Source organism: Marinobacter flavimaris (assembly GCF_045057155.1).
Lineage (GTDB): Bacteria > Pseudomonadota > Gammaproteobacteria > Pseudomonadales > Oleiphilaceae > Marinobacter > Marinobacter manganoxydans.
The window spans coordinates 638,437-651,962 of sequence record NZ_CP171359.1; the positions used below are offsets into that span (position 1 = coordinate 638,437).

At 53.0% G+C, this 13,526-nt stretch carries 13 protein-coding genes and 2 pseudogenes; 11 read left to right on the forward strand and 4 right to left on the reverse strand.

The genetic code is table 11. From position 1 onward, the window contains the following. Window positions 1-146: 146 nt before the first annotated feature. The 4 genes from ACGK9W_RS03105 to ACGK9W_RS03120 all read left to right on the forward strand — a co-directional run bounded on the left by ACGK9W_RS03105 (window position 147) and on the right by ACGK9W_RS03120 (window position 2,749). The gene (locus ACGK9W_RS03105) at window positions 147-914 is read left to right on the forward strand and encodes a hypothetical protein (protein ID WP_405419032.1); all 768 of its coding nucleotides are present in this window, start codon (window positions 147-149) and stop codon (window positions 912-914) included. A 137-nt stretch (window positions 915-1,051) separates the two neighbouring features. Beyond that, on the forward strand, window positions 1,052-1,426 hold the full coding sequence (locus ACGK9W_RS03110) for a hypothetical protein (RefSeq protein ID WP_405419034.1): 375 nt from the start codon (window positions 1,052-1,054) through the stop codon (window positions 1,424-1,426). Window positions 1,427-1,566: 140 nt separating this feature from the next. After that, window positions 1,567-2,256, forward strand: a complete 690-nt coding sequence (locus ACGK9W_RS03115) for a VIT family protein (protein WP_020742832.1) — start codon at window positions 1,567-1,569, stop codon at window positions 2,254-2,256. Between the two features lie 109 nt (window positions 2,257-2,365). After that, window positions 2,366-2,749 (forward strand): hypothetical protein, encoded by a 384-nt coding sequence (locus tag ACGK9W_RS03120; protein WP_092034169.1) that lies wholly within the window; start codon window positions 2,366-2,368, stop codon window positions 2,747-2,749. Between the two features lie 390 nt (window positions 2,750-3,139). Here the strand turns inward: ACGK9W_RS03120 and ACGK9W_RS03125 are convergent. Next, window positions 3,140-3,364: pseudogene (locus ACGK9W_RS03125) on the reverse strand (IS110 family transposase); the annotation flags it as partial. 125 nt (window positions 3,365-3,489) lie between these two features. Here ACGK9W_RS03125 and ACGK9W_RS03130 point away from each other — a divergent pair. Next, a complete protein-coding gene (locus tag ACGK9W_RS03130) occupies window positions 3,490-3,921 on the forward strand; it encodes a transposase (protein ID WP_136629444.1) in 432 nt (143 codons plus the stop codon). Here the strand turns inward: ACGK9W_RS03130 and ACGK9W_RS03135 are convergent. Next, entirely contained in the window at window positions 3,918-6,806 is a 2,889-nt protein-coding gene (locus tag ACGK9W_RS03135; protein WP_136629443.1) for a Tn3 family transposase, read from the reverse strand. The two genes, ACGK9W_RS03130 and ACGK9W_RS03135, sit on opposite strands and share 4 nt — an antisense overlap. Window positions 6,807-6,930: 124 nt before the next feature. Here ACGK9W_RS03135 and ACGK9W_RS03140 point away from each other — a divergent pair, with 124 nt between their 5' ends. Continuing rightward, entirely contained in the window at window positions 6,931-7,506 is a 576-nt protein-coding gene (locus tag ACGK9W_RS03140; protein ID WP_231580323.1) for a recombinase family protein, read from the forward strand. A gap of 30 nt (window positions 7,507-7,536) precedes the next feature. Here the strand turns inward: ACGK9W_RS03140 and ACGK9W_RS03145 are convergent, their stop codons facing one another. Further along, window positions 7,537-7,830: a metal-sensitive transcriptional regulator gene (locus tag ACGK9W_RS03145; protein ID WP_020932524.1), complete on the reverse strand. Its 294-nt coding sequence runs from the start codon at window positions 7,828-7,830 to the stop codon at window positions 7,537-7,539. A 283-nt stretch (window positions 7,831-8,113) separates the two neighbouring features. Further along, the gene (locus tag ACGK9W_RS03150) at window positions 8,114-8,323 is read right to left on the reverse strand and encodes a hypothetical protein (RefSeq protein ID WP_136629442.1); all 210 of its coding nucleotides are present in this window, start codon (window positions 8,321-8,323) and stop codon (window positions 8,114-8,116) included. A gap of 202 nt (window positions 8,324-8,525) precedes the next feature. On the opposite strand from ACGK9W_RS03150, the gene ACGK9W_RS03155 reads away from it, so the two are divergent. From ACGK9W_RS03155 to istB, 5 genes and pseudogenes are all read left to right on the forward strand, one after another. After that, window positions 8,526-10,382: a copper resistance system multicopper oxidase gene (locus ACGK9W_RS03155; protein WP_092034161.1), complete on the forward strand. Its 1,857-nt coding sequence runs from the start codon at window positions 8,526-8,528 to the stop codon at window positions 10,380-10,382. After that, complete coding sequence (locus tag ACGK9W_RS03160) at window positions 10,375-11,139, forward strand: copper resistance protein B (RefSeq protein WP_092034159.1); 765 nt, start codon at window positions 10,375-10,377, stop codon at window positions 11,137-11,139. Before ACGK9W_RS03155 ends, ACGK9W_RS03160 begins: the two co-directional genes overlap by 8 nt. Window positions 11,140-11,185: 46 nt before the next feature. After that, window positions 11,186-11,653 carry a DUF2231 domain-containing protein gene (locus tag ACGK9W_RS03165; protein WP_092034156.1) on the forward strand — a complete coding sequence of 156 codons (468 nt, stop codon included), beginning with the start codon at window positions 11,186-11,188 and terminating at the stop codon, window positions 11,651-11,653. Window positions 11,654-11,949: 296 nt separating this feature from the next. Then, window positions 11,950-12,720 (forward strand): annotated as a pseudogene (gene istA, locus ACGK9W_RS03170) (IS21 family transposase); the annotation flags it as partial. Further along, window positions 12,717-13,520, forward strand: coding sequence for an IS21-like element helper ATPase IstB (gene istB / locus ACGK9W_RS03175; protein WP_052479629.1), 804 nt, complete (start codon window positions 12,717-12,719; stop codon window positions 13,518-13,520). The pseudogene istA and the gene istB, both read left to right, overlap by 4 nt. Window positions 13,521-13,526: the final 6 nt, after the last annotated feature.

Consider the following 13,526-nt stretch of genomic DNA (forward strand, 5'->3'; position numbering starts at 1 on the left):
AATGCCTACTATGGCAAGAGATAAATTTAACAAGTCGCTGTAGTACGCGGCCGATGGCCGCCGGACGCCCTTTTCATTGCGGCTGCGCCTCCATTACAAGGTCGCCGCTAAGCTCAGCGTTAGGCAATTAATCCAAGGTTATGCCAATGAACAAAGGTCTCACTTATTTTACGGAGGGAGTAATTCTCGCTGCTATACCAGCAGCAGGATATTGGACTGCATATCTATATGAGCTTGGGTATTGCAACTTCTTCGAAATACCACCGCAGTTAATAGAGATCTCGATAAATTCGATTTTATTAAACTCTCTCGCAGTACTAGGAGTCGCAATTCTGATAGTTTTCGCTGTTGATTTTGTCGGCAAGATGATGGTTGGTGTTTCTAGCGCAGTTAAAGGTTCATTATATAAGCTAATTTTTATATATTTCATCGGCTACGGGTTTTATTTTTCATTTGGTAGAAGCCAAACTGAGCTGAAAATATTTCTCACCATATTCGCCTTGCCGCTGATCATTAAGGATTTTATCTGGCCACTTTGGTCTCAACGTCATATTAAAGGGTTTGGAAATAAGGTCGCGGCAGCTAAAGAGCGTGATTTCGAATATGATTCAGCAACAGATAAAATTGCAAATAAACTAGGAATCGAAGCATTTTTTGTGGGTGGCGCGCTTTATGTGGTATCGATTTTGTCGTACTTGGCAGGTGGGTATGGCGCCAGTAGCGAAACAGAGTTTCTTTCGGCAAAAACCAAGCCGAATTATATTCTTGCAAGGAAATACGGGGAATCTTGGGTGGCAGTAAGATTTGATGAGTCAAAGAAGATTTTTTACCCCGATTTTCAAATTCTTAAACTAGAGGATGTTAACCAATTTACACGCCATGTGTACGGTAGATTGACTCCGCAGAATGATTAAGGTGCCCATAAAAAATGCCTAACAAATATGTCCAGTTGACGTTTTGGCCTACGCTCCGTTTTGGGGTGGCTACGCCACTTTACCCCAAAACTCCACTTCAACCAAAACGCAACTGACATAGGCGTTAGGCAATCGTCATGATGAAATGGATCCCTGTTCTTTTGCTCTCTACTCCTGCCATTGCAGTAGCAGAGACTGAGCTGGAGTTTCACCTGTGCTCACCCTATGTGCAGAAATCAGCAGTAGGGGAACAGACAGATCTTGGTGGCTGGCCTGTTTTCGTCAAGTTGACAGAAATTGGTGCCGCGAGTTTTGAGACGTTCACGGCAGCAAACAGCGGTAGAATGAGTCGCATTGTTGTCGATGGTCGCGAGTTTTTGAGGGCGACAATGTGGGCGCCAATTTCTGGTGGAAGCTTAAAGGGGACATTCAGTTCCCAGGAAGTTGCAACGGCATGGCAGCGAGCTCTGGCCGACAAATTACCAGCAGCTCCATGCGGTGCGAGGAACTGAAAAATGCCTAACCAAGTGTTCCAGTTCGTTCCGGGCCTGGCGGCCCTCCACCGGACAGCCTTGTCGCCGCTTCGCTCTGCCAAGGCTGCCGCTGAACAACGGCGTTAGGCGCTACTGCTCACCTTATATTTGGACTTCGCATGAGACACTCTGAAAGACACAAAACAGATCGAATCGGTTGGCTTCGTGCTGCGGTTCTTGGTGCAAACGACGGGATTGTATCTACTGCGAGCCTGGTCTTGGGGGTGGCAGCAGCAGGGGCGGACTCCAAGGCTTTGTTAGTCGCAGGCGTAGCTGGTCTCGTTGCAGGTGCTATGTCGATGGCAGCAGGTGAGTACGTGTCAGTCAGCTCTCAAGCCGATACGGAGGGGGCCGACCTTGCCAGAGAGAAAGCCGAGCTGGCTGATGCGCCTGAACAAGAGCATGCGGAGCTTGCCGAGATTTACGTCAGGCGCGGGTTAGACCGGGCGCTCGCAGACAGCGTAGCAAGTCAACTGATGAAGCAGGATGCACTTGGGGCACATGCACGCGATGAACTTGGCATCTCAGAGGTCTCTACGGCCCGTCCAATTCAGGCTGCATTGGCGTCGGCAGGCACATTCTCGGTAGGTGCGGCCCTTCCCTTATGTGTCGTCCTATCGTTTCCGGAGTGGTTACTTATGTGGGTCGTCCCTGGCAGTTCATTGGTGTTCCTTGCCTTACTAGGCTCATTAGCAGCGAAAGTCGGCGGCGCTCCTGTTCTTAAGGCCGCCTCTCGGGTCACGTTTTGGGGGGCTCTGGCAATGGCTTTGACGGCTGGGGTCGGTGCGCTCTTCGGTGTGGCCGTATGATTTTCTGGCGGTGCATTCTCTCGCCTAACAAGGCGCTGCTGTCGGACAAATTCTCCGCTGCGCTTCAAATTTGCCGCAGAGCGCGGCGTTGGGCGCATAGGGAGAAGTTGTGAAAACCGATAAAGCGGCGAAAGTAATTGTTGAACTGGCGCAAGAATTTATTTCCGGCATACAGCGGATCTCGCCTACGTGGAAGCAGGCTTACTGGCGCTTTGAATCACAGGAATGCCGTTTCGGATCGAACGCCTCAGTAGTTACTCATGATGAGGTTCTCTTAGTTGATCCGTTCCGGGAAAAGGCTTTGTTCGAGGCTTTGAACTCATTGGGCCGTCGACTTTGGGAACTAGAGTCAGCACGTAAGAAGGAATTTTGTGTGTGCCTTCTCCGCGTCGAGAACACGTTCGACTATGACATCGCTTTTGAGAGGGAAGACCCTGAAAAATGGCGGATCACCAAACTTGACGGGAACTCCGGTATACCGGAAGGGGTATAAAAGTCTCTATCCTTCAGTTTCCACTGTGACCCGCCCAACAAGTCGCTGTAGTACGCGGCCGATGGCCGCCGGACGCCCTTTTCATTGCGGCTTCGCCTCCATTACAAGGGCGCCGCTAAGCTCAGCTACATGGACTCCCCCTGCGGTCAAGCAACGCCATTTGAATTCGAAGCGGTTTGAGACTGCAGCTCTACATTCGGCCTCTTTGTGGGCATTGTTGCCCGGGCCAGGATGATGATGCGTGTGAGTGGTGACCTCATTCGTTAGTCGGCTTGTATCAGCCGCAAAGCTTATCAGGTTCAATCACTCTCGGTCTGACCGTTCCGTCATCGCTTGCCGTTGCAGGACTCGGCTGGCAGGCGTGTTCTGCCTGTCGTTGGTGCTCGGTTATCAGCCCTCTACAGGCTGTGTTTTAAACTCACTTTGGTTCATCAGTAGCGCCCAGATAATCCGGGCATTCTTGGCCGCTAATGCGACAGCGGCTCTCTTATACCCGCGACGTTCCACCAACTCTTTTGCCCAGCGGCTGAGCCGGTCATCTTTATTGGCCAGCTTGGCAATCACCGCCCGCGTGCCATGGATTAACAACGTTCGCAGGTATTTGTCTCCGCGCTGTCAGCAACAGTGCTAAAAGTCCGTAAATTGTCAGGATAGATTGTCCTCCCGACCCGCATGGCCTTTTCTTGAAGGTGACGAAACCTGAAAGGAAAAGACTCATGCAAAGCCGAGAGGACTTTCTCATGATAAAGCAACTACGGGTACAAGGGGCACACATCGTGGACATTGCCCACCGGATTGGCTGTTCAGAACGCACGGTGCGACGTTATCTGGCCCTGCCAGCACCACCGACGGGCAAGCCCAAAACACGCCGGCCCAGCAAGCTGGATCCCTTCAAGCCTTTTATCGATCAGCAGTTGGCGAATGAGGTCTGGAACGCCGAGGTCATTTTCCAGCAGTTGCGGGAACAAGGGTACAGCGGCTCCTCAACGCTGGTCCGCGAGTACATACAACCCAAGCGCCCCCTTCGAGCCAGTAAGCAAACGGTTCGATACGAGACGCAGCCGGGCAAGCAGCTTCAGCATGACTGGGGCCAGCTCCGGACCGAAATCGGTGGCCGGATCTGTACCGTCAACATGGGGTTGTTTGCGGGAGGGGGCGAAATGACACCCTAAGCATCGGGCCAATGGTATTCACCAGTTAGATTGATATGCTCCCACCCCAGAGGGGATACATGGGGCAGTAGATCGGGATTTGGTGCCTCACCGGCATTGGTGAGTGTCTCGACAATTTCCCCCAGCTTTTTGGTGTTCCAATAGATAATGATTGCCGCAATGAGATTCATCCCAGCAATTCGATAGTGTTGTCCCTCAGAGGATCGATCACGAATCTCACCTCGACGATGAAAACTGATTGCGCGCTTTAGGGCGTGGTGTGACTCACCTTTGTTGAGCCCCATCTGTACGCGCTGTTGCAACTCAGCGTCCAACATCCACTGCATCATAAACAACGATCGTTCAACTCGACCGATCTCACGTAGGGCGACAGCCAGTTCATTCTGTCGCGGGTAAGCAGATAGTCGTTTTAAGAGCTGACTGGGTTTCACTGTGTTTGCCGCTGCACTTGCTGATAACCGGAGGATGTCGGGCCAATTGCGTACGATAAGGTCTTCGTTGATCTTGGCCGCAACCAACGGCCTCAGTGTCTTGTGTACCTCGCTTGGATTAAATGCATACAGGCGTTTCGCCGGTAGATCGCGAATACGAGGTGCAAAACGGTAGCCCAGCAGTGAGCACATGGCGAACACATGATCGGTAAACCCACCGGTATCTGCATATTGTTCCTTCACTCGCCGTCCGGCGTCATTCGACAACAGTCCGTCGAGAATATAAGGCGCTTCGTGTGCTGTTGCCGGAATCGCTTGCGTCGAGAACGGAGCATACTGATCGGAGACATGGGTATACCCCTTTATCCCTGGGTCTATGCCATAGCGTCTGTTCACCACATTCATGGCTTCGCCAGGCCCTGAGGCTCGGAAGAATTGACCATCGGCCGACGCGGACTCTCCGGGCCCCCAGACTTTGGACATAGGCAGTCGACTTTGCGCGTCTACGATCATCGCAAGTGCTTGCCGATAGCCATCGTCTTGTACGTGCCACCGAGAAATCCTAAGCAACTCCCAGAAAGAATGCGTGGTAGATACGGCACCCATCTTGCGAAGGCCCAAATTGACGCCGTCACTGAGTAGTACGGTTAGGAGCCCGATTTGGTCACGACACGGCGCTCCTGTTCGCAAATCTGTGAAAGCTTCTGTAAACCCGATTTCACGGTCTACCGACAACAGAATGTCAGTGACCGGTGTTTGCGGTACACGCCGGTACAAATCCATGACTAGCTGATGGGCATTGTCGGGCGCCTGTTTCTCCAATTTGGAGAGTTTGAGTACGCCGTCTTGAATTAGCCCGTTTGGTAGCCGGTCACGGCGTGCGGCTTCGCCTGTGGCTTCAAATGCTTGAGCCAGCACCTGTTTCCGTTGCGTTAACCAGTCGAGAGGGTCCAACGGTACTGCCAGTGCTGATGACGTTGCAACGGCGTTAACCGGTATCAACTCTTTCGATGGCTCTGCATATCGACGGCTATTTTTTAACCAGATGTCGCCTGCCCTAAATGCATCGCGAATAGCGAAAAGAATCGCAGTTTCCCAAGTTCGACGGTCTGTGCGCTGCAACCTCTTTCGCCATTTGGGTCTAGCGAAGGCTATCGGTAGATTGTTTGGTAACCCCCGATTATTCGATCGGTTCAGTTGTTGGAGTGCGTTAATTGCTTTGAGTATCGGTCCTGCTGACTGCGCACCTTCGATCGCGAGTGTGTTCAGAAACCGTGGTGCATAGCGACGAAATCTAGCGTAGCCACTGTTCACAAAATCCAGAGGATCGGCTCCAACTTTGGCATTCACAGCGGTGGCATCTTCGACCAGGCGATTGAATACCTCCCAGCCGCAATCCTGTTCAATGGCTGTGTCGACGGGCTCGCCGGCTTCTCGCGCCGCGATGATCGATGCGCCTACTTCGGAAAAAGTTTTGAGTGTTTGTTGGATGAGCGCACGTTGATCGTTAATTTGATCATCTCTAAAACGCTCAGAAGCACGGTACAGCCGACCCACAATTCGATCATGGGTTTCGACGATGGCGTCACCGATTGCGCCATGCCATTCAACACCACAGACGACTAGTATCGCCAGTTTTCTATGCGTAGGTAGATCACGCATGCCATCGGCATAGTAGCGTTCACCCTGGCGACGAAGGCGGGCTACTCTGTGCGAGGGCACACCCTGAAGCAAAGAAGGGCTGAGTTCCAAATCAACGATCCGTTCCAGCCGATCGAGCAACCCATTGACCACCCGTGAGTTGCTGCCCGGTTCGTGTTGGCGCAACCAGACGAATCGGGTGACGCCTGTCACCGTTGTTTCGCTGAGCAATGCGGTGAGTCTGTCCACTGTGGTGTTGTCGAGACGATCCGCGATGCGCCTAGAGATACGATTGTCGGCGGCGACCAGAGCATCTGCACACAATCGTTCAACCGTTGAAGGTGCCGGTACAACAATGCGCCGAAGGCGCATTTGGGCGACCACTTCGCGTGCCAACCCTTCGTTAGAGTGGGCCTGTTCAGCGGCTGATGCCAGCCACTGGGCGAAATCTAGGTCAGAAGCCTGATAAGTTCGATAGCCGTATAGATTCTGGAGCGACACCGAATGCTGATAGCGTGTCTGCCGTCTCTCCGCATAGTCGGCAAGGTCGCTTTTCGACAAACCCAGTTGCGCCCCAATAAATTTGATAATTGGGTCTGGGATGAATTCGCCTGGTTGGAGTAGTCGACCGGGATACCGCAAGGCACATAGCTGCAATGCGAAACCCAATCGGTTGCCGGGGCGTCGCCTTGTTTTGACATGCTGCATGTCCTCGTCACTCAACACGTAGTGGCGGAGCATCGAGTCTTCATCCGCTGGCAATCCGAACAGTGCTTCCCGTTGTCGTTCGGTCAGAATGGTGCGTCTTGGCATGCGATACTGTCCCAGTTAAACTAAAGGCTAAACAGGACACCAATCCAGCCAGTAAACATGCGGCTTTGCAAGCCTTGAAGAGAGGTAGGTTTAATTGGGACACCGGGTAGCCATTTATTGTCGAGTGTCGACAGCTGATCAATCGTGTGCGCGGCAGGCACGCGATCTTCGAGCATTCGCTAAGCGAGCGAACTACGACGTCATTGGAGTTTTCAAGGAAACGGGGTCAGGTGCGAAATTGGATCGCACAGAACGAAAGAAAATTATGGCCTTGGCGCAACGCCGGGAAATCGATGCGGTAGTCGTGACAGAATTGTCTCGATGGGGTCGATCAACCATCGACCTGCTCAACACGCTCCGCGACCTGGAAAACTGGAAAGTCTCGGTGGTCGCCATAAGCGGCATGACCTTTGATCTATCGACATCCCATGGTCGGATGATGGCAACCTTTCTATCCGGCATCGCAGAATTTGAACGTGATTTAATTAGTGAACGCGTAAAATCCGGTCTTGCTGCAGCAAAAGCTCGCGGCAAAAAGCTGGGCCGAAAGAAGGGCTTCCGCCCAAAATCCGACAAACTTTCACCTAAAGTGCTTCACCTCATTGAACAAGGTAAGAGCTATCGATGGATTGCACGGGATCTCGGTATTAGCAAGAACACGGTCTCTGAGATTGTAAAACGCTCACGCGAGGCGGCCTAGACGCAGGCACTTTTTCTCGGTACCAGACCCTCAGCGACCTCGTTCAAACAGATCGACGAGTTCAACGATCTTATCTCTTTGCTCATCCAAAGAGCCTTCTCTAAGTGCACCTTCAATACAGGAATTTGCATGATCACGTAGAAGTTCGGTTTCAACTTTTTTCAACGCGGCTTTCGTGGCCTGAATTTGTTGCAAGATGTCGACACAGTAGCGACCTTGTTCCAGCATTCGATCTACGCCGCGGACTTGACCTTCGATTCGCTTAAGGCGCCTCGAAATCGCTTTTCGAGAGGCGGGCAAATCTGATTTTTCAAGGTTGGACATGGTGTTATCACTCGGTCGACATACTCCTTAGGAGTATACAACGACCATCAGCTTGATATCAGTCTCGAGTTCTCACGTGACCGTTGATGCGCAGCCAAGATTGAATGATTCTAATCCTGGTCGCTTGGCCTTGTTAAATACGCCGGGGGAGTATATTGTGGCAAGCATGTCGATCCTCCGCCTTTATATATCTTCGTTTCTGGTCCTCCCCTTGGTCTTAGGCGCGGGTGTCGGGGTGTGCTATGCAAATGCAAGCACAGGGATAGACGAACATGCGCATCATTCAGTCGATGGTGGACCGTGCGATGGTGAGTGTTCTTATGACCATTGCTTTACCCATTGTGCGGTTAATGCCACAGAGCATCTCCAACAGGATGCCCTCCAACCGACGACGCGCATCGATGACCTCGACGACAATCTTGTCGCTGTATTCAAATTCAGTGAATCCATATGGCCTCAAGCGCAGGTCACTTCGAACTCGGCACGCGAGCATGTTCCGCCTCAGAGAACAGTCGATTCGCCAGTTCATCGTTATGATCGCCTGCTGAATTAGCCTGCCAACTTTTTGATGTCAGTGGCCTATCGTCGTCATTGACTGGATAGTGCCAATTTCCAAAACTAAGTTATTCCGCCAGGGCGTGCTTTTTACGCCGGGATAGCGCGCAAGCAACCAAGATTATTTGTTGGAGCGAACAATGAACAACCAAACGATGTATTCGAAATCAAGACGCCGCTTTATAACGCAAGCGGGTGCTACAGGTGCAATCCTTGGGCTCAATTCTTTGGTCCCGGCTTTTGCCGGAGAAACCTTAGGCTTAGGCTTACGCCCCGAACAAGCAACCGGCCCGATTGATCTCAATATTACCCGTCAGCCCCTTGATATTGGCGGGCGAATGGGCGATACGGTGACGATCAGTGGTTCCATTCCCGGTCCGCTTGTTCGCCTAAAAGAAGGGCAGGACGCAGTTATTAGGGTCACAAATCAACTGGATGAAGACACTTCCATTCACTGGCATGGCTTACTGCTCCCCTATGAAATGGATGGCGTCCCCGGTGTCAGCTATGCGGGTATCAAGCCAGGTGAGACGTTTCGTTACGCCTTTCCGGTAAAGCAAAGTGGCACGTACTGGTATCACAGTCATTCTGGATTGCAGGAACAGCAAGGTCACTATGGGCCGTTAATTATTGATCCGATTGCCCCCGAACCGTTTGCATACGACCGCGAATATGTGGTCATGCTTTCTGACTGGACGTTTGAGAACCCAATGAGCGTTCTGAAGAAACTGAAGAAGCAAAGCGATTACTACAACTATCAACGCCGAACAGTTCCCGAGTTGTTTAACGATGCTGAAGAAAACGGTTGGGGTAAAACGGTTCGAGAACGCATGGTCTGGGCGCGATCGCGGATGGCGCCTACGGATATCGCCGACGTAAGCGCTGCGACCTATACCTATTTAATTAACGGAATGGCACCAGATTCCAATTGGACAGGCTTGTTTCGGCCGGGAGAGCGCATACGCCTGCGGTTTATCAATGGCGCTGCGATGAGCTACTTCGATGTCCGCATCCCGGGACTGAAAATGACCGTGGTACAAGCAGATGGGCAGAATGTTCAGCCGGTCGCTGTTGATGAATTTCGAATTGGCGTGGCGGAAACCTATGACGTCATTGTCGAGCCTGTCGACGAGGCGGCATACACGATTTTCGCAGCCTCCATGGACCGCAGCGGTTATGCGCGCGGAACCCTGGCATCCAAAGCAGGGCTCGAGGCAGCAATACCGCCGCTAGGCAATCCTCCGGTGCGCACAATGAAGGATATGGGCATGGGTGCGATGGCCATGCCGGGTATGACGTCGGCACCCAAAGATGGCGTGCCTGCGATGAACATGAAAGATGGGACTATGGCGATGCCGGGTGAAATGCCTGCTAAGAAGCAGACGATGGACAGTATGGACATGTCACGCAATAGAGGCACTGGCATGTCAACAGCATCATCGCCAGTAAAGCATGGCCCGGACCGTCACGGTAAAGGCAACACAATGGTTGCTGAATTTCCGAGTAATCGCCTGAGCGAACCGGGTGACGGACTGGAGAACAATGGCCGTCGCGTGTTGGTGTACACCGATTTACGCAGCCTGTCGCCGTATCCCGATCAACGGACTCCGGAACGCGAAGTAGAATTGCACCTGACCGGCGTGATGGATCGGTACATGTGGTCGTTCGATGGTAAAAAGTTTTCTGAAGTGGATGGTCCTGTCCACTTTAAGTATGGCGAACGCCTGCGCTTGGTGCTGGTCAACGACACCATGATGGAACATCCGATTCACCTGCACGGTATGTGGATGGAACTCGAGAATGGCGCCGGTGAATACCGGCCACGCAAACACACGCTCAACGTGAAGCCTGGTGAGCGGCTGACCGCGCTGATCAGTGCAGATGCCCCCGGCAACTGGGCCTTCCACTGCCACCTGTTGTATCACTTGGACATGGGTATGTTTCGAGTGGTGTCGGTGACCAATGATGCAGTGTCATCGGAGAACCGCAATGGATAATCAATTGCTCACCACATCCCCCTCGATTCGAATTGTGCTAGGCAGCTTTTTGATTGTTCTCCATACGTTTGCTTTTGCGGAGGAATCCGGTTGGCCGGAACCCGTTGAAGACAACTTACCGCTGGGTATGATCATCGCAGACCAGTTCGAGTATCGCGATAACGACGGCGCCGATACGTTGCGCTGGGATATGCAGGGCTGGTATGGCACCGACACCAACAAACTGTGGATGAAATTTGAAGGTGACGACCAAACATCAGCAAACGGCGGCGAGTTGGAACTTCAAGCGCTCTATAGCCGAATGATCGCGCCGTTTTGGGATTTGCAGGTCGGCCTGCGCTATGACCGACAGTATGGCTCTGGCCCCGATCAGGATCGCAGTTTTGCGGTGCTGGGCGTCCAAGGTTTAGCGCCTTATCGATTCGAAGTCGAGCCCGCCCTCTTTATCAGCGAGGATGGCGACGTCTCGGCTAGATTAGTAGGCACTTACGACCTGTTGTTCTCGCAACGCCTCATACTGCAACCTCGATTTGAAACCAATATTGCAGCCAGTTCAGTACCTAGATTTGGCGTCGGTAGCGGGTTGAATGATGTGCAACTAGGTCTGCGATTACGTTACGAAGTTCGTCGAGAATTCGCGCCTTATATCGGCGTCAGCTGGAAGCGCCAATATGGCAACACGGCTGATCTGACCCGTGCCGACGGCGGAGACGTTGACAATCTGGCATTGGTTGCCGGCTTTAGAGTGTGGTTCTAACTCGTGCACACCAAATATTCCATTTATTTCATAGGAGCTATACCCAATGTTACCGATTGAACAAATCCACCCATTGATTGTGCATTTCCCAATCGTCTTTGCGTTATCGCTGGCGGCGTTCGATTTCGTCGTTGTTTCTCGGGGTGTGTCCCTCGATGGTCGCGGTGCTATTGCTAATATCTCGGCTGGACTCGGGCTAGGCGCGGGGCTGGCCGCCGCAGTCGCTTTTGTTTTTGGTGACCTTGCGCTCGATGTCGCGCTGGCCAACGGTACGTCCCTTGCAATATTAGAAAGGCATGAGGAGTTGGGAAGTATTACAGCAGGTGTCTTAGTGGCTTGGGGGCTGCTACGCGCAGTTATTTGGTGGCGAGGCACCGTTCTATCGAGGCGCCTCTGCTGGGGTGCAGTGGTATTCGAGCTGGCGATTGCAGGACTGATCGTCACAACTGCTTATTTTGGTGGTCAACTCGTCTATGAATTCGGCGTCGGTGTTTCGTTGCCGTCGGGACTTTAGACTGTTTTGGTTGGGGCATGAGTCTAAATGGTTGGACTTTATTGTCCGCGTTCACTGATATGCGGAACCTGTTAGTCACCTAAGAGGGCGAGTCCTTTCTCACAGACAATACTTGTGAGCTGTGTTGACCATTGAGAGAGGGGGCTGAATATCAATTTGGCTTACATTTATGTCCTATGGCCGATTCCATTTGGATGTCTAAAAAAGATAACTACTGAGGGCATCCTTTTTAATTGAATTTCTGCAATAGACGCTACCCTTCGGGTGTCATTTCGCCCTCTCCCGCAAACGACCCCAACATCGCGGTGAACGTGCTGGGCTACTCCCGATACCTTCACGTCTGGGCCGGCCCACGCCAGGATGCGGAACACACCTACGAGTCCCTGGTGCAAGCCTTCCGGTACTTTGATGGCGTCCCCGCCAGTGTTCTGGTGGATAACCAGAAGGCGGCGGTGGTTCGTCATGACCGTGATGGCAAGGTCACCTTCAATACCGGCTTCCTGGAGCTGGCCAATCATTATGGGTTCGTTGCCAAAGCCTGTCGCCCTCAGCGCCCCAGAACCAAAGGCAAGACCGAGCGGATGGTGGGCTACGTAAAGCACCACTTCTTCCAGCGGTACCGCAGCTTCGACAGCTACGCGCACCTGAATCAGTTGCTGGAGCACTGGTTAACAACCTGTGCCCATCAACGTCTGCTGCGGCAGTTCCAGCAAACACCGCTGGAGCGGTTCGACGCCGAGAAGCCACACCTGCTGGCAAGGCCAGCAACGGACTTCGACACCCGATACTACGATGTCCGCCATGTTAGTTGGGATGCCTACATCGATGTGCGGGGAAATCGGTACAGTGTGCCCGCCCAGTGCTGTGGGCAACAGGTCACGATCCGCATCAGCCTGGACGATGAACTGACCGTCTACGACATCCGTGGCCAGGAAGTGGCTCGCCACCGACTCACGGATCGCAAGGACGGCTGGCAGGCTATTGAGGACCATCATAGTCCCTTGTGGCAGGACGTGATGCCGGTGCAGCACCGAAGCCTGGCGGTGTATGAGGAGGTGCTGCAATGAACCTTGACCAACTCCTCGACCGGCTCAAGATGGACCACCTGCAAGCCACGCTGGACAGTCTCTGTGAACACGCCAGCAAGAAAGACCTGAACTACCGGGAGTTCCTGGAACAGGCCCTGGCCCAGGAATGGGGTGGCCGCCACCAGAAAGGCCTGGATACCCGCCTGAAACAGGCTCGCCTGCCCTGGATCAAAACCCTGGAGCAATTCGACTTCAGCTTCCAGCCGAGCATCGACCGCAAGCTGATCCGGGACCTGTCCGGACTGGGGTTCGTGGAGCGCAATGAGAACGTTGTGTTACTGGGCCCGCCCGGGGTGGGTAAAACCCACCTGGCTGTCGCACTTGGCGTGAAGGCTGCCGAAGCCGGGCATCGCGTTCTGTTCATGACTCTGGACCGCCTGGTCAGCACCCTGATGAAAGCGCGGCAGGAAAACCGGCTGGACCGTCAGCTACAACAACTGACTTACCCGAAGGTCCTGATCCTGGACGAGATCGGTTACCTGCCCATGACCCGGGAGGAAGCCAGCCTGTTCTTCCGGCTGATCAACCGTCGTTATGAGCGCGCCTGCACCATCCTGACGTCCAACAAGAGCTTTATGGACTGGGGCGAGGTGTTCGGAGATCAGGTCATCGCCACCGCAATACTGGACCGGCTGCTGCACCACTCAACGACACTGAACATCAAGGGCGAGAGCTACCGACTGAAGGACAAACGGAAGGCCGGACTCGTTCCCGGTACTACTCAACAACAGGAGGAATCTGACGACCCGGACACTCAAAAAGCGGTCACTGAAAACTGATGAAAA

Excerpts from the sequence above, each read along its gene's own strand:
- ACGK9W_RS03150 (WP_136629442.1), bottom strand. The coding sequence starts at position 8,323 with ATGCTCGCGTGCCGAGTTCGAAGTGACCTGCGCTTGAGGCCATATGGA.
- ACGK9W_RS03135 (WP_136629443.1), bottom strand. The coding sequence starts at position 6,806 with ATGCCAAGACGCACCATTCTGACCGAACGACAACGGGAAGCACTGTTC.
- ACGK9W_RS03105 (WP_405419032.1), top strand. The coding sequence starts at position 147 with ATGAACAAAGGTCTCACTTATTTTACGGAGGGAGTAATTCTCGCTGCT.
- istB (WP_052479629.1), top strand. The coding sequence starts at position 12,717 with ATGAACCTTGACCAACTCCTCGACCGGCTCAAGATGGACCACCTGCAA.
- ACGK9W_RS03130 (WP_136629444.1), top strand. The coding sequence starts at position 3,490 with ATGATAAAGCAACTACGGGTACAAGGGGCACACATCGTGGACATTGCC.
- ACGK9W_RS03145 (WP_020932524.1), bottom strand. The coding sequence starts at position 7,830 with ATGTCCAACCTTGAAAAATCAGATTTGCCCGCCTCTCGAAAAGCGATT.
- ACGK9W_RS03115 (WP_020742832.1), top strand. The coding sequence starts at position 1,567 with ATGAGACACTCTGAAAGACACAAAACAGATCGAATCGGTTGGCTTCGT.
- ACGK9W_RS03165 (WP_092034156.1), top strand. The coding sequence starts at position 11,186 with ATGTTACCGATTGAACAAATCCACCCATTGATTGTGCATTTCCCAATC.
- ACGK9W_RS03110 (WP_405419034.1), top strand. The coding sequence starts at position 1,052 with ATGATGAAATGGATCCCTGTTCTTTTGCTCTCTACTCCTGCCATTGCA.
- ACGK9W_RS03160 (WP_092034159.1), top strand. The coding sequence starts at position 10,375 with ATGGATAATCAATTGCTCACCACATCCCCCTCGATTCGAATTGTGCTA.
- ACGK9W_RS03155 (WP_092034161.1), top strand. The coding sequence starts at position 8,526 with ATGAACAACCAAACGATGTATTCGAAATCAAGACGCCGCTTTATAACG.